This is a genomic window from Microbacterium sp. NPDC089321, assembly GCF_040684935.1.
Lineage (GTDB): Bacteria > Actinomycetota > Actinomycetes > Actinomycetales > Microbacteriaceae > Microbacterium.
On record NZ_JBFBGX010000003.1, the window covers coordinates 254929 to 270609 of the forward strand.

The 15681-nt window shown below is 69.9% G+C and carries 14 protein-coding genes and 1 riboswitch; all 14 genes read left to right on the top strand.

Features of this window, described 5'->3' with window-relative positions:
- The gene (locus tag AB0N59_RS14750) at positions 1 to 675 is read left to right on the top strand and encodes a response regulator transcription factor (protein WP_363484935.1); all 675 of its coding nucleotides are present in this window, start codon (positions 1 to 3) and stop codon (positions 673 to 675) included.
- A gap of 3 nt (positions 676 to 678) precedes the next feature.
- Positions 679 to 2061, top strand: coding sequence for a HAMP domain-containing sensor histidine kinase (locus AB0N59_RS14755; protein ID WP_363484938.1), 1383 nt, complete (start codon positions 679 to 681; stop codon positions 2059 to 2061).
- Positions 2058 to 3017, top strand: a complete 960-nt coding sequence (locus AB0N59_RS14760; protein ID WP_363484941.1) for a TAXI family TRAP transporter solute-binding subunit — start codon at positions 2058 to 2060, stop codon at positions 3015 to 3017. The genes AB0N59_RS14755 and AB0N59_RS14760 overlap by 4 nt, the downstream gene beginning before the upstream one ends.
- Before the next feature lie 170 nt (positions 3018 to 3187).
- Positions 3188 to 3916 (top strand): amino acid ABC transporter ATP-binding protein, encoded by a 729-nt coding sequence (locus tag AB0N59_RS14765; protein ID WP_363485019.1) that lies wholly within the window; start codon positions 3188 to 3190, stop codon positions 3914 to 3916.
- A gap of 41 nt (positions 3917 to 3957) precedes the next feature.
- Entirely contained in the window at positions 3958 to 4863 is a 906-nt protein-coding gene (locus AB0N59_RS14770; protein ID WP_363484944.1) for a glutamate ABC transporter substrate-binding protein, read from the top strand.
- A gap of 61 nt (positions 4864 to 4924) precedes the next feature.
- The gene (locus tag AB0N59_RS14775) at positions 4925 to 5581 is read left to right on the top strand and encodes an amino acid ABC transporter permease (protein WP_363484947.1); all 657 of its coding nucleotides are present in this window, start codon (positions 4925 to 4927) and stop codon (positions 5579 to 5581) included.
- Positions 5578 to 6516 (top strand): amino acid ABC transporter permease, encoded by a 939-nt coding sequence (locus AB0N59_RS14780; protein WP_363484950.1) that lies wholly within the window; start codon positions 5578 to 5580, stop codon positions 6514 to 6516. Before AB0N59_RS14775 ends, AB0N59_RS14780 begins: the two co-directional genes overlap by 4 nt.
- Positions 6517 to 6635: 119 nt before the next feature.
- Positions 6636 to 7685: a phenylalanine--tRNA ligase subunit alpha gene (pheS, locus tag AB0N59_RS14785; protein WP_363484953.1), complete on the top strand. Its 1050-nt coding sequence runs from the start codon at positions 6636 to 6638 to the stop codon at positions 7683 to 7685.
- Positions 7685 to 10183 (top strand): phenylalanine--tRNA ligase subunit beta, encoded by a 2499-nt coding sequence (gene pheT, locus AB0N59_RS14790; protein WP_363484955.1) that lies wholly within the window; start codon positions 7685 to 7687, stop codon positions 10181 to 10183. The genes pheS and pheT overlap by 1 nt, the downstream gene beginning before the upstream one ends.
- Positions 10184 to 10276: 93 nt before the next feature.
- Complete coding sequence (locus AB0N59_RS14795; protein ID WP_363484958.1) at positions 10277 to 10861, top strand: pyridoxamine 5'-phosphate oxidase family protein; 585 nt, start codon at positions 10277 to 10279, stop codon at positions 10859 to 10861.
- Entirely contained in the window at positions 10858 to 11286 is a 429-nt protein-coding gene (locus AB0N59_RS14800; RefSeq protein WP_363484961.1) for a cupin domain-containing protein, read from the top strand. The genes AB0N59_RS14795 and AB0N59_RS14800 overlap by 4 nt, the downstream gene beginning before the upstream one ends.
- Positions 11287 to 11350: 64 nt before the next feature.
- Positions 11351 to 12322 carry an NAD-dependent epimerase/dehydratase family protein gene (locus AB0N59_RS14805; protein WP_363484964.1) on the top strand — a complete coding sequence of 324 codons (972 nt, stop codon included), beginning with the start codon at positions 11351 to 11353 and terminating at the stop codon, positions 12320 to 12322.
- A 51-nt stretch (positions 12323 to 12373) separates the two neighbouring features.
- Positions 12374 to 12467, top strand: a riboswitch (TPP riboswitch).
- Positions 12459 to 13322 (top strand): hydroxyethylthiazole kinase, encoded by an 864-nt coding sequence (gene thiM / locus AB0N59_RS14810; protein WP_363484967.1) that lies wholly within the window; start codon positions 12459 to 12461, stop codon positions 13320 to 13322. It overlaps the preceding riboswitch by 9 nt.
- Positions 13319 to 15445 carry a bifunctional hydroxymethylpyrimidine kinase/phosphomethylpyrimidine kinase gene (locus tag AB0N59_RS14815; protein ID WP_363484970.1) on the top strand — a complete coding sequence of 709 codons (2127 nt, stop codon included), beginning with the start codon at positions 13319 to 13321 and terminating at the stop codon, positions 15443 to 15445. The genes thiM and AB0N59_RS14815 overlap by 4 nt, the downstream gene beginning before the upstream one ends.
- The last annotated feature ends 236 nt before the right edge of the window (positions 15446 to 15681 follow it).

Here is a 15681-nt window from a genome sequence, read left to right on the forward strand (position 1 = left end):
ATGCGCATCCTGATCGTCGAGGACGACGACCGCGTCGCAGAGGCGCTCGAGGCCTTCCTCAGCCGCTCGGGCTATGCCACGGTCCGCGCGGAGGACGGCGCTCAGGCGCTCGGGCTGCTCGGCTCCGACACCGAGGCGGTTCTGCTTGATCTTGGCCTGCCTGATGTCGACGGCGTCGACCTCTGCCGGCGCATCCGCGCGCAGAGCGGGGTGCCGGTGATCATCGCGACGGCCCGCACGGACGTGCATGAGCGCATCCGCGGCCTGCGTGCGGGTGCGGACGACTACATCGTGAAGCCCTACGACGTGCGAGAGCTTCTCGCCAGGATCGAGGCGGTCACGCGTCGTCTGCATCCGCTCGACGCTCACGCGGGTCCTGCCGACCGTTCGCTCATCGCCATCCACGACGTGCGGATCGACCTCGTCGCGCGTCGGGTGATGGTCGGCGAGCAGCCGATCGACCTCACGCGCAAGGAGTTCGACATCATCGCCGTGCTCGCGAGGTACCCCGGCGTTCCGGTGCCGCGCGATCGCATCATCCGCGAGGTGTGGAACACCGACTGGCAGAGCTTCGCGCGGTCGCTGGAGGTCCACGTCGCCTCCATCCGCCGCAAGATCGGCCGCGCCTCGCTCATCGAGACCGTTCGCGGGGTCGGCTACCGCTTGGAGGGGTGACGGGTGCGCCGGCGACTGTTCATCGTCTTCCTCCTGCCGCTCGTGCTGGTGGTGACGGTGCTCGGCGGCGGTTTCGCATGGAGCGCTGCCAGGGGGGTGCAGCAGGAGTTCTACGCCGAGCAGCTCGGCGATCTCAGCTACTTCGTCACCAGCGCTCGGCAGGCTCTGATCTCCGGCAGCAGCGAGGTCTTCGACGGTGAGGCCGAGCGCTACCGCTCGCTGTACGGCACGAGCATCGTGATCGTCGATCGCGCGGGGCGCCCATGGGCTCCGCGCGACGAGAAGCCGCTGCTCGAGGCGGACGACATAGCCGCGCGGATCGCGCTCGCTCTCTCTGGGCGCCGCGGTGAGCTTCCGCAGGATGTCATGCCGTGGCAGTTCCGCGACCTGTCGCTGGTCGAGCCGGTGTACGAGGGCGGAGACGTGATCGGGGCGGTGGTGATGTCGGCGAGCGTCGATGTGCCGCGCGCGGAGATCGCGAGGCTGTGGCTGCTCACCGCAGCTGTCGTCATCGCGGTGATCGCCGCGGGGCTCTTCGTCGTCTCCCGCCTCGCGGGCTGGGTGCTGCGGCCGCTGCGCCGGCTGGACAAGGCGATGGAGGCCATCGAGCGCGGCGACATGGACGCGCGGATCGCCGATGAGACCGGGCCCGAGGAGCTGCACCGGATGATCGTCATGTTCAACCGCATGGCGGACGAGATCGAGCGGGTCCTGTCGCGGCAGCAGGAGTTCGCGCTGAACGCGTCGCATGAGCTGCGCAATCCTCTGAACGCCCTGCTGCTGCGCGTCGAGGTCCTCGCCGCGGATCTCGGTGACAGCGGCGTCGGCGCCGCCGATGTCGAGAAGATCCGCGAAGAGGGCCGGCGGATGACCAGGATCCTCGACACCCTGCTCGGCTTCGCGCGGCGAGGCGGTCAGCCCTCGACGTTCGTCGACGTCGACCTGTCGGCTCTCGCGCGGCGGCGCGCGGCAGCGTGGCAGGGCGTCGCCTCTCGCAGGGACGTCGCGTTCCGCGTCAGCGGGGGCGCAGAGGTGCGGAGCCGCACAGATGAGGCCATCGTCGAGAGCGCCCTCGACGCGGTGATCGACAATGCGGTGAAGTTCTCGCCTCGCGGCGGACGGATCGAGGTGTCGGTCGACAGGACCGATGACGGATGCCGGATCGCCGTGCGCGATCACGGCCCCGGCCTCGAGACGGCCGAGCTCGAGCAGGCCACCGACCGTTTCTGGCGCAGCGCCCGCGACCAGAACAGTCCCGGCTCCGGGCTCGGCCTCGCTATCGCGACCGATCTGCTGCGCTCGGTCGGGGGACGTGTCACGGTCGACCGCGCGGAGGGCGGAGGTCTCTGCGTGTCGTTCGGCCTTCCAGGGGCGGGGGAGCGGTGAGCAGGCTTCTCAGGGGCCCGATCGCGGCGCTGCTCCTCGTCGCCGTGCTTCTGGCATCCGGATGCGCGCCGCCGCAGCCGTCATGGGCACAGCGGCCGATCCGCCTCGCCGGCGGCAGTGCGACCGGGGTGTACTACGACTACGGCCAGCGCCTGGCGGAGACTCTGTCGGCCGACGTGGACGCCGACGTGCGCTTCCTCGAGACCAACGGCTCGGTCGACAACCTCCGCCGCATCGGCGCGGGCGACGCCGAGCTGGGCTTCGCGCAGAGCGATGTCGTGGCCGACGCCGTGTCGGGCACGGGTGAGTTCGACGACCCGTTGCCGATCCGTGCGGTCGCGCGCCTCTATGACGAGTACGTGCACGTGGTGGTGCGTGCAGACTCCGACATCCGGTCGATCTCCGGACTCGCCGGTCGCCGCGTCTCGCTGGGAGCGCGCGGCTCCGGTGTGAGCGTCGTCGCGAAGAGGGTCCTCGCGGCATCCGGAATCGGCGACGAGGCGATCGACGATCGCCAGCTGGGTCTGGATGCCTCCATCGCCGCGCTCGACGGGTCGCGGATCGACGCCTTCTTCTGGGTCGGGGGCCTGCCGACGCCCGGGATCGAGCGGTTGGCTGCCGAGCGGGAGATCAGGCTGCTGTCGATCGATGCGGATGCCGTCGAACGGGCCGGCCTCGCCCACCCCGGTGTGTACCGGCCGGCGGAGTTCCCGGTCGGAGCGTATGGCAGCGAGCAACCGACGAGCGCGATGACGGTGCCGAACTACCTCGTCGGGTCCGCCGATGTGCCGGATGATCTGGTGAGGGAGGTGCTGGACGTCCTCTTCTCGGCGCGGGTCGAGATCGCCGGGGATGTCCCCGCTGCGGCGCTTCTCGATCGACGCCTCGCCATCTTCACCGATCCGATACCGCTGCACCCCGGGGCGGTCGAGTACTACCGCGACGCGCACGGCTGAGCATCGCACGCTCAAGAATCACTCAAGAGGCTGGCCCCCTTGTGCAGGGCTGAATATCCTGAGACGGTCAGTGGATTCGATGGGGATCCTGTCGCGTCACGCCCTAACGGCGCGTCGCACTCCATCGGAGCCCTCGTCCCGAAGGAGACAGCATGAGCACACCCGAACCGCTGGTTGTGGTCGAGAGCGTCGAGAAGCACTACGGCGAGTTCCACGCGCTCAAAGACATCGACCTGCAGGTCGACAAGGGCGAGGTGGTCGTCGTCATCGGTCCGTCCGGCTCGGGCAAGTCGACGCTCTGCCGCACGATCAACCGTCTCGAGACGATCACGAGCGGCGAGATCCGCATCGACGGCAAGACGCTTCCCGCCGAGGGCAAGGGCCTCGCGAAGCTGCGCGCCGAGGTCGGCATGGTGTTCCAGTCGTTCAACCTCTTCGCGCACCTGACGATCCTCGAGAACGTCACGCTGGGGCCCATCAAGGTGCTCGGCAAGCCGAAGGCCGAGGCCGAGAAGGAGGCGATGGCGCTCCTCGAGCGCGTGGGCGTCGCGCAGCAGGCGTCCAAGCTTCCGGCGCAGCTCTCGGGCGGACAGCAGCAGCGCGTCGCGATCGCGCGCGCCCTGGCCATGCACCCCAAGGTCATGCTCTTCGACGAGCCGACCAGCGCGCTCGACCCCGAGATGATCAACGAGGTCCTCGACGTGATGGTCGAACTGGCCAAGGAGGGCATGACGATGATCGTCGTGACTCACGAGATGGGCTTCGCGCGCAAGGCCGCCAACCGGGTCGTCTTCATGGCCGACGGTCAGATCGTCGAAGAGGCGACGCCGGAGGAGTTCTTCACGAACCCGAAGAGCACCCGCGCCAAGGACTTCCTCTCGAAGCTCCTCACCCACTGACCCGCACACCGAACAGCACCACAGCACAGAAGGAGACGCACATGCGACGCACACGAGTTCTCGCAGGCATCGGAGTCGCCACGGCGGCGCTGCTCGCCCTCACCGGCTGCAACAGCGGCAGCCCCAGCAACCCGGGCGGCGGCGACGCCGGTGACGGCGGCGACAAGCCGCTCTTCGAGGTCGCCAAGGACGTCAAGCTCGACGGCAGCCCCACCTTCGACAAGATCGAGGAGGCCGGCAAGGTCACCATCGGCGTCAAGGAGGACCAGCCGAACCTGGGTTACCTCGACGCGACGACGGGTGAGCGCACGGGCTTCGACATCGACATCGCCCGCTGGATCGCCGCCTCGCTCGGCTACGACGAGGACAAGATCGAGTTCAAGCCGATCGCGTCCGCGAACCGCGAGCAGGCGATCGTGAACGGCGACATCGACTACTACGTCGGCACGTACTCGATCAACGACAAGCGCAAGGAGCAGATCGACTTCGCCGGTCCGTACTTCATCACCGGTCAGGGACTGCTGATCCGCAAGGACGACCCCGAGGCCGACAAGCTCGAGGACTTCAACGGCAAGACCGTCTGCTCGGCCACGGGCTCCACGCCGATCCAGAACATCAAGGCGAACTTCAAGGAGATCAAGACGCAGGAGTACGACCTCTACTCCGCCTGCGTGCAGGACCTGATCGACGGCAAGGTCGACGCGGTCACCACCGACCAGGCCATCCTGATCGGCTACGCCGCGCAGTACCCGGACGAGGTCAAGGTCACCGGCGGTCTCTTCACCGAGGAGCGCTACGGCGTGGGCCTCACCAAGGGCGACGACGTGCTGCGCAAGCACATCAACGACCTGTTCACCGAGAACAACGACATCTGGCAGGCCATCTTCGACAAGAACCTGGGCGAGTCGGGCATCGAGGTCGAGCAGCCGAAGGTCGACGCGTACTGATCACCTCTCGGGGCGGCCCTGAACGGGCCGCCCCGAACACCTCCTGAGAAGGGAAGACGGCGTGGACGTCATCTTCGGAAACCTCGACCTGTGGGGAGAGGCGATCGCGAACACCCTGCTGGTGTTCTTCATCGGCGGTCTGATCGCCCTCGTGCTCGGCATCATCGTGGGCGCCATGCGCGTCTCGCCCGTGCCGATCGCGCGCGGCGTCGGCACCGCGTACGTGAACATCGTCCGCAACACCCCGCTGACGCTGGTCTTCTTCTTCTTCGTGTTCGGCTACCCGCAGCTGGGGCTGCCCGACCTGTCGAACACGGTCCTCGGCATCCTGGCCATCGGCATCTACACCGCGACGTACGTCGCCGAGGTCCTTCGTGCCGGCATCAACACGGTGCCGGTGGGGCAGGCCGAGGCCGCCCGCGCGATCGGCCTGCCGTTCGGCCAGGTCATGACCCTGGTCGTGCTGCCGCAGGCGTTCCGGTCCGTCGTGCCGCCGATGATGAGCGTGTTCATCGCCCTGCTGAAGAACACGACCGTCGCCGCGGGCTTCTCGATCGGCGAGCTCGCCGCCCTGCGGGCCACGATCAACGACGCACCGGGCCGACCCGGCAACCCGATGGAGGTCCTGCTCTGGGTCGCCGTCGTCTTCGTGGTGCTGGTGCTCGCGATGAGCGCGGTGCAGCGCCACCTCGAGAACAAGTGGAGGATCGCACGATGACCTCAGTGCTCTACGACGTGCCCGGTCCGCGGGCGATCGCCCGCAACCGCATCCTCGCCGTCGTCACCATCCTCGTCGTCCTCGGGGCGATCGGCTTCGTCGTCTACCGCATGTACGCCAGCGGACAGTTCGAGCCGCAGAAGTGGTACGTCTTCTCGTTCACGAACGTGTGGATGGGAATCCTGGGGGCCCTGGGCAAGACGCTGGGTGCGTTCGCCCTCGCCGCCGTCCTGAGTCTGATCCTCGGCTTCGTGCTCGCCATCGGGCGTCTGTCGGACCACGCCTGGGTGCGCATCCCGGTCGGGGTGATCATCGAGCTGTTCCGCGCCGTGCCGGTGCTGGTGTTCATGATGCTGCTGTACTACGGCTTGCCCGTGGTCGGCGTCGACATGGACCCGTACTGGGCCGTGGTCATCGGCCTCATGGTCTACAACGGCTCGGTGCTCGCCGAGGCGCTGCGTGCCGGCATCGAGTCGCTGCCCAAGGGCCAGAAGGAGGCCGGCTACGCGATCGGTCTGCGCAAGAGCGGCGTCATGCGCCTGATCCTGCTGCCGCAGGCCGTGCGTGCGATGCTGCCCGTGATCGTGGCGCAGCTCGTGGTGACCCTCAAGGACACCGCACTCGGCTTCATCATCACCTACCCCGAGCTGCTGTACTACGCGAAGCTGCTCAGCTCGCAGCAGGGTCGCCCGATCCTCCAGTCGGCGTTCGTCATCGGCGGCATCTACATCGCGCTCTGCCTGATCCTCGCAGGCATCGCGAAGTGGGTCGAGGTGCGCACACGGCACTCGCCCAAGCTCAAGGGATACACCCCGGATGCCGGTGGCGCCGACCCCCGCATCCACGGCGAGTCGACCGTGACCGAGGTCATCGCCATGCAGCGCGGCGCGGGCAGGTTCGACCCCGGTTCGGGCATCCCGCCCGCACAGCCCTGACCCGCGACACGGCAGAGAAGGCGTCCCCGACAGGGGGCGCCTTCTCTGCTACCCGCCCTTCGATCACGCCGCCGGCAGCGGGCGGGGCGGCGGCCCGTCCGCCGGTAGACTCTTCTCTCGTGTCAGACTCGCCCGAAACACCCCAGATCACACCCGAGGCGGTGGAGTCGGCGGTCGACGCCGCGCTCGCCGCGATCGGCGCCGCAGCCGACACGGCAGAGCTGAAGGCCGCCCGCGCCGCCCACGTCGCCGAGGGGTCGCCGCTGGCCGTTCTCAACGCGTCGATGCGCCAGGTCGCGCCCGAGCACAAGGCGGCGTTCGGAAAGCTCATCGGGCAGGGGAGGGGCCGGGTCACCCAGGCGCTCGCCACCAAGGAGGCCGGGCTCGCCGAAGCCGAGACGGCGGCTCGTCTCGAGGCCGAGCGAGTCGACATCACCGCGATCGCGTCGCGCTCTCGGGTCGGCGCCCGCCACCCGCTGCCGCTCATGCAGGAGCAGATCAGCGACATCTTCGTCGGAATGGGCTGGGAGATCGCGGAAGGGCCCGAGCTCGAGCACGAGTGGTTCAACTTCGATGCGCTCAACTTCGACGAGGATCACCCCGCCCGCCAGGAGCAGGACACGTTCTACGTCGACCCGACCTCGCGTCACCTCGTGATGCGCACGCACACGAGCCCCGTGCAGGTGCGCTCGATGCTCGACCGCGCGGTGCCGATCTACGTGCTGTGCCCCGGACGCGTGTACCGCACCGACGAGTTCGACGCGACGCACCTTCCGGTGTTCACCCAGGTCGAGGGTCTCGTGGTCGACAAGGGCATCACGATGGCTCATCTCAAGGGAACGCTCGATCACCTTGCCAAGCAGCTGTTCGGAGCCGAGGCGAAGACCCGTCTGCGCACGAACTACTTCCCGTTCACCGAGCCTTCGGCCGAGTTCGACCTGTGGCACCCGACGTTCAAGGGCGGCGCGCGCTGGATCGAATGGGGCGGCTGCGGCATGGTCAATCCCAACGTGCTGCGCGCGGCGGGAATCGACCCCGAGGTGTACAGCGGATTCGCCTTCGGCATCGGCGTCGAGCGCGCCCTGATGTTCCGCAGCGATGTGAAGGACATGCGCGACATGGCAGAGGGCGATGTGCGCTTCAGCGAGCAGTTCGGGATGGTGGTGTGATGCGCGTTCCTCTCTCATGGCTGCGCGAGTACGTCGATGTGGCACCGGATGCCACGGCTGAAGACGTCCTGGAGTCGTTCGTGTCGGTCGGCTTCGAAGAGGAGGACGTCCACCGCTTCGAGATCTCGGGCCCGGTCGTCGTCGGCCGGGTGCTGTCGATCGAGCCGGAGCCGCAGAAGAACGGCAAGACGATCAACTGGTGCCAGGTGGATGTCGGCGAGGCCGAGCCCCGCGGCATCGTCTGCGGCGCCCACAACTTCGTGGTCGGCGACAAGGTCGTGGTCACGCTGCCCGGCGCGGTGCTGCCCGGCCCGTTCCCGATCGCGGCGCGCAAGACCTACGGTCACGTCTCCGACGGCATGATCGCCTCGGCGCGCGAGCTGGGTCTCGGCGATGAGCACGACGGCATCATCGTGCTCTCGACGCTGGGGCTCGACCCCGAGGTCGGCACGGATGCCATCGCACTGCTGCACCTCGACGACTTCGCCGTCGACGTCAACGTCACGCCCGACCGCGGCTACGGCTTCTCACTGCGCGGACTCGCTCGCGAGTACTCCCACGCGACAGGAGCGGAGTTCCGCGACCCCGCCGATCGCGACTTCGCAGAGCTGCAGCCTGGGTCTGGTTTCGAGGTCCGCGTCGACGACCGGAACCCGATCCGCGGTGCTGTCGGCACGAGCGAGTTCGTCGTTCGCGTCGTGCGCGGCGTCGACCCGTCGCGCCCCACTCCGCCGTGGATGGTCGCGCGACTGAGCCTGGCCGGGATGCGGTCGCTGGGCGTGCTCATCGACATCACCAACTACGTCATGCTCGAGCTCGGCAACCCGATCCACGGCTACGACCTCGACAAGCTGCAGGGCGGCATCGTCGTGCGCCGTGCGACCGACGGGGAGCGGATGACCACGCTCGACGGCCAGGAGCGAGCACTGCACGTCGAGGATCTGCTCATCACCGACGGTTCGGGTCCGATCGGCCTCGCCGGCGTCATGGGCGGCGGCACCACGGAGATGAGCGGGGAGACCCGCAACGTGCTCATCGAGGCCGCGACGTTCGACCCGGTGACGATCGCCCGTTCGGCCCGTCGGCACAAGCTGCCCAGCGAGGCGTCGAAGCGCTTCGAGCGTGGTGTCGACCCGCTGATCCCGTTCGTCGCCGCGCGCCGTGTCGCCGACCTCATGGTCGAGCTGGCCGGTGGCACGCTGACCGACGAGGGCGGTGCGCTGTACGCCGAGGTCGAGATCGCGGGCATCGATCTGCCGCGCGGCTTCACCCAGGGCGTCGTCGGCGTCGACTACACGGACGACGAGATCACGGGCGCGCTGGAGATGATCGGCGCAGAGGTCTCGGAGGTCGACGGCGGATGGTTCGTCATCCCGCCGAGCTGGCGGCGCGACCTGACCGACAAGTGGACCCTTGTGGAGGAGGTCGCGCGCATCCACGGGCTCGACCGCATCCCGTCGGTCCTGCCCACCCCGCCGTCGGGCCGCGGCTACACCGCCCTTCAGGTGGGCCGCAAGCGCGTCGCGGATGCCCTGGCCGCGGCCGGCTTCGTGGAGACGCCGTCGTTCCCGTTCACCACGCAGGAGCAGAACGATCTGCACGGCTCGCCGACCGGAGCGCAGCTGTCCAGCATCCGGCTGGCGAACCCCCTCGACGGACAGGCGCCGTTCCTGCGTCGCTCGCTCGTGCCGGGCCTGATGCAGACCGCCCACCGCAACATCTCGCGTGGACTCGTCGATCTCGCGCTGTTCGAGGTCGGGTCGGTGTTCACGCCCGAAGAGGGCGTCGTGTACGGCACCGAGATCGTCCCGCCACTGGGGCAGCGCCCCTCGGACGAGACGCTCGCCGAGCTGAACGCGTCGATCCCGCCGCAGCCTCGACTCGTGTCGGCGCTGCTCACGGGCAGCATCACCACCCGCCAGCCCGGCCGCGCCGCCGAGCACGTCGACCTGTCCGACGCCCTCGACGCCGTGCGTGTGATCGCCGTCGCCGCCGGTGTCGAGATCGCGGTCGAGCAGACGCAGCGTGCCGCCCTGCACCCCGGCCGTGCCGGAGCGCTGACCGTCGCCGGTGAGCAGGTCGGCTACGTCGGGGAGCTGCACCCGCAGGTCTCTGCCGACGCCGACCTTCCTGGTCGCGCCTACGTGCTCGAACTGGACCTGGATCGCGTGCTGACCCTCGCCGGTCATCGCGTGGTCGCCGAGTCGCTCTCGACCTTCCCCGCCGCGACTCAGGACGTCTCGCTCGCCGTGGGTGTCGAGGTGCCGGCATCCGAGGTGCGCGACGCTCTCGTCGAGGGCGCCGGCGATCTGCTCGAGTCGGTGCGTCTCGTCGATGACTACCGTGGCGAGGGCCTGGGCGAGGGGCAGAAGAGCCTCAGCTTCGCGCTGCGCTTCCGGGCATCCGACCGCACCTTGACGGCCGCCGAGGCGAGCGAGGCGAAGATGGCCGGCGTCGCTCTCGCGGCGGAGCGCGTCGGAGCGAGCATCCGCGACTGATCCTGGTGCCAGCAGCCCTCCTGAGCCGATCGGCTCAGGAGGGCTGCGGCGATTGCGGACCCCCGCAGCACCGGCGGTGCGTAGGCTCAGAGCATGACCACAGCCGCCCGCCTCAGGGCCGTGCCGAGCCTGACCGGAGACGCCCCCGCCTTCGACCCCCGCGATGCTCCGGCCGACCCGGTGGCGCTGTTCCTGAGCTGGCTCGACGACGCACTGGATCGCTGCGTGGCCGAGCCTCTTGCGATGACGCTGGCGACGGTCGACTCCGCGGGGATGCCCGACGCCCGCACCCTGATCCTGAAGGACGTGAGCGAGTGGGGCTGGGCATTCGCGGGGAACCGCGGTTCGGCGAAGGGCATGCAGCTGGCCGGCCGGCCCAGAGCGGCGCTCGCATTCTGGTGGCAGCCGCTCATGCGCGCGGTTCGGGTGCGCGGCCGAGTGGTCGAGGCGACGGCGGAAGAGAGCGCCGCCGATCTCGCCGCGCGTTCCCGGTCGGCGCGCGCCCGCATCTCGCCGGGGGAGTGGATGCTGTGGCGCGTCGTTCCCGAGCGCGTCGAGTTCTGGCAGGGACGCCCCGATCGCGACCACGTGCGACTGATCTACCGGCGGCAGGACCGGGCGTGGGTTCACGGCGTCGAGCGCGCAGAGACGACCGGCGATATCGAGGAGCAGAGATGAGCGACTACCAGGTGATCGAGATCGGCGCGCAGCAGGACTGGCGTGCCTTCCACGGCGGCTTCGACGAGGCGCGTTCGCGCGACGGACGACGCGTCGTCGACCACGAGCTGACCATGCAGTACATCGGCATGACGGCCAATGCCCTCGTTCCGGGCGAGCAGGCCGGCTACTGGCATGTGCACGAGAAGGTCGAGGAGCTGTACGTCTTCCTCGGCGGCCGTGGCCAGATGGGACTGGACGACGACGTGATCGATGTCGCCGAGGGCACGGTGGTGCGCGTCGGCCAGGGCGTGTGGCGAACCTGGAGGGCGCTGCCGGACAGCCCTGCGGCGCTGCGCTGGCTGTGCATCCGCTCCGGCGGTGAGAGCCTTCCGCACATGCCGGACGACTCCCGGCGCGGCCCGGACCGTTCCCTGCCGTGGTGAGCGCCGTCTGACGCTCTGAGCGGAATCGCTTCCGTCGCATCCCGCCGAGTGGTGTCATTGCCGCATGACGAAGGTGCTCGTGCTCGGCGGAACAGGTTGGCTCTCGGGGCGCATCGCGCGTCGATGGCGGGATGCCGGAGCGGCGGTGACGTGTCTTGCCCGCGGTGACCGGCCGGCAACCGACGGCACCGTGCTGCTCCGGGGCGACCGGGATGCACCCGGCGTCTACGACCGCCTCGCCGAGCACCGCTGGGATGAGATCGTCGACATCTCGTCGCGCGCAGAGCACGTCGCGCAGGCGGTCGGGGCGCTCGGCGATCGCACCGAGCACTGGACATACGTCTCGTCGATGTCGGTGTACTCCGACGATGCGAGCGAGGGTCTCGACGAGTCGGGGGAGCTGCACGCGCCGGCGCGACCCGGCGACGAGTACGAGTACGGTGCGCAGAAGGTCGCGGCCGAGCAGGCGGTCGCGGCTCTCGGCGAGCGGGCCCTCATCGTGCGACCAGGACTGATCGTCGGCCCCGGCGACCCGAGCGATCGGTTCGGGTACTGGGCGGCGGCCTTCGCAAGGGCGGGCACCGGGCCGGTGCTGGTGCCGGAGCTCGCCGGGCGCTCGGCCCAGGTGATCGACGTCGACGACCTTGCGGAGTTCCTCTCGGGCGAGCCGCGCTGGGGCGTCGTGAACGCCATCGGCGACGTGCATCCGCTCGCCGATCTGCTCAGTCGCGTCCGTGCGGCAGCCGGCCACACCGGCGAGCTGCTCGAGGCGGGCGACGACTGGCTCGAAGCGCATGATGTGCAGTACTGGATGGGCGAGCGCTCGCTGCCGCTGTGGCTGCCCGCCGACATGCCCGGCTTCATGCGCCGCGACAACTCCGCCTACCGCGCCGCCGGGGGACGCCTCACCACCCTGGACGACACCGTCCGCGGCGTGCTCGCCGACGAGCGCGCCCGCGGTATCGACCGTGAGCGGAGGGCAGGGCTGAGCCGCGACGAAGAGCAGGCGCTGATCGCGCAGCTGACGTCGTCCTGACATCCGGCGACTCGCAGGCCGGCGCAGGACGCCCGCCTGGCTAGACTCGCGTGCAGTGACACGGGGTGCCGCATCCGCGGCTGAGATCACACCCGTCGAACCTGATCTAGTTCGTACTAGCGAAGGGATGTCGCCCATGAGCGATCCTCTGCGTCCGTCCACCCGAGTCCCGGCCTTCTCCGCCGCGCTCCTGACACGCGTGAGGGAGGAGCCACCGCTCACGCACTGCATCACCAACGCGGTGGTCACCGGCTTCACCGCGAACGCCCTGCTCGCCGTCGGAGCCTCGCCGGCGATGGTCGACATCGTCGGAGAAGCCGGCATGTTCGCCGGAGTAGCCTCGGGGCTGCTGGTCAACCTCGGCACGCCCACCCCCGAGCAGCGTGCGGCGAGTCTCGAGGCCGCCGCCGCAGCGAACGCCGCCGGCACCCCATGGGTGCTCGACCCGGTTGCGATCGGCGCCCTGCCTGTGCGCACGGCGCTCGCCGCCGAACTCGCGTCATTGCGTCCGACGGCGGTGCGCGGCAATGCCAGCGAGATCCTCGCGCTGGCAGGCACCGGGGCAGGCGGGCGGGGTGTGGATGCCGTCGATGCGCCGGATTCGGCCCTCGATGCCGCTCGCGCGATCGCCGACCGGTACGGCAGCGTGGTGGCGGTGTCCGGTCCGGTCGATCTGCTGACCGACGGCGACCGCCTGATCCGCATCGCGAACGGCGACGCGCTGCTCACTCGCGTCACCGGCGGAGGCTGTGCCCTCGGCGCGCTGATGGCGGCGCTCCTCGGTGCCGCACGCTCGGTCGGAGCGGATGCGCTCGACGCGGTCGCCTCCGCGACGCTGGTGTACACGATCGCGGCCGAGCATGCCGCCCGCGTGGCAGACGGCCCAGGCAGCTTCGCCGTCGCTCTGCTCGACGCACTCGCCGGGGTCGACCCCGCGGACATCGAGGCCGAAGCGCGCGTCGACGAGAGCGCCGGCCGCATCGAGGCGGGTGCGCTGTGAACCCGGATCTGTCGACGTACCTCGTCACCGATGCACACCTGTGCGGCGATCGGGGCGTCGTCGAGACGGTCCGCGATGCAGTGGCCGGCGGTGTCACCGTCGTGCAGCTGCGCGACAAGGACGCCCCGGACGCCTCGATCATCGAGCAGCTGATCGCGCTGAGCGAGGCGATCGCCGGTCGCGCCCTGCTCGTGGTCGACGATCGCGTCGATGCGGTGGTCGAGGCCCGACGGCGGGGAGCGCGCGTCGACGGCGTGCATGTGGGCCAGTCCGACATCCACGTCGCCGACGCCAGACGTCTGCTGGGTCCCGACGCGCTGATCGGGCTCACCGCGAACACCGATGCGCATCTCGATGCCGTCCGCGCCCTGCCCGCGGGAACGGTCGACTACATCGGCGTAGGGGTGATCCGCCCTACCGCCACGAAGCCGGATCATCCTCCGGCTCTGGGCGTCGATGGTTTCCGCGCGCTCGCCGCAGGCAGCCCAGTCCCCGCGGTGGCTATCGGCGGCATCGGCATAGACGACATCGCGCCCCTCCGCGAGGCGGGCGCTGCAGGCGTCGCGGTCGTCTCTGCCATCTGCGCCGCCGACGATGCCAGGCACGCGGCGCAGGAGATCCGGCGACGGTGGACGGGGCGCACAGCGCCGCGGGTGCTGAGCATCGCCGGCAGCGATCCCTCCGGCGGCGCCGGAATCCAGGCAGATCTCAAGTCGATCGCCGCGCACGGCGGCTACGGAATGGCGGCGATCACCGCGCTGACCGCGCAGAACACCCAGGGCGTGCGTGGTGTGCACGTGCCACCGGCCGAGTTCCTGCGCGACCAGTTGAGCGCCCTCTCGGACGACATCCGGATCGACGCGGTGAAGATCGGGATGCTGGCTGACGCCGAGATCGTCGAAACCGTCGCCGAATGGCTCGCCGCGCACCGCCCGGCCACGGTCGTCCTCGACCCTGTGATGGTCTCCACCAGCGGCGACCGGCTGCTCGATGCACGGGCCGAATCGGCCCTGCGAGATCTCGCGGCGCTCGCGGACGTCGTCACCCCGAACCTCGCCGAGCTCGCCGTGCTCGCAGGGCGATCGATCGAGGGCTGGGACGACGCCCTGTGCGCCGCGCAGCGGGTCTCGGCCGAGACCGGCGCCCTCGTGCTCGCCAAAGGCGGTCACCTCGGCGGCCCGTCCGCGCCGGATGCCCTCGTCGGCGAAGACGGCGTCATCGCCGCGTTCGACGACGCGCGCATCGAGACCGGCAGCACGCATGGCACCGGGTGCTCGCTGTCGTCGGCGCTGGCGACGCTGCGCGCAGCGGGGAACGAGTGGCCGGATGCCGTGCGCGGGGCGCGCGCGTGGCTGCGGGAATCGCTCCGCGCCGGCGATGCGCTCGACGTGGGCCGGGGTCATGGTCCGGTGAACCACTTCGCCGGACTGTGGCAACGGGGCGGTGTGACAACGCGCCCTACGGCCCACGAGGTCCGCGACGAGTGGTGGCACAGCATCGTTGACGTCCGCGGGGCGATCGACGAGCTGCCGTTCATCCGCGCGCTGGCGGACGGCTCTCTCGACCGCGAGCGGTTCCTTCGCTACCTCGCGCAGGACGCGCTGTACCTGCGCGACTACGCGCGGGTTCTCGCCGAGGCCGCACGCCTCGCGCCGACTCCTGAGGAGCAGGCCTTCTGGGCGGAATCCGCGAGGGGCTGCATCGACGGCGAGCTCGAGCTGCACGCGTCCTGGCTCACAGCGGAGACCGGCGTCACGGCCGGGACGTTCGACGCCGAGCCCAGCGCCGTGACGACCGCCTACCTCGACCACCTGCGGGCGACGGCGTTCTCCGGCGAATACGCGGTGCTCATCGCGGCGGTGCTGCCCTGCTTCTGGCTGTACGCCGATCTCGGCGCCCGCCTGCACGCGGGTGAGTTCGGGACACGCGCTCTGGATCCGCAGCATCCCTATGCATCATGGCTCGCGACATACGCCGACCCCGGGTTCGCCGAGGCGAGCGAGCAAGCGATCGGCTTCGTCACGTCGGCGGCGGCCACTGCCGACGAGCGGGTCAGACGGCGGATGCAGCGGGCGTTCATCCTCGCGTCGGAGCACGAGCGGGCGTTCTTCGACCTGCGCTGAGCGGTGGCGTCGGGGACACGTCGATTTGCCATCGTCGCGTCCCCGGCGCTACTGTCGCGGCATGCCCTCGGTCGCACACCACGTAGCTCAGCGCCTCCTGAGCGCTGCTCCTGTGCGCCGACGCCGCGGCGGCCGCCGACTCTAGGCGACCCCGCGCTTCCCGTCATGCTCGGCGGGCACGGCGCCGGTGTCGCCGCCCCGGCCCCGTTCTCCGCTCTCGCCCGCGTCATCTCCCG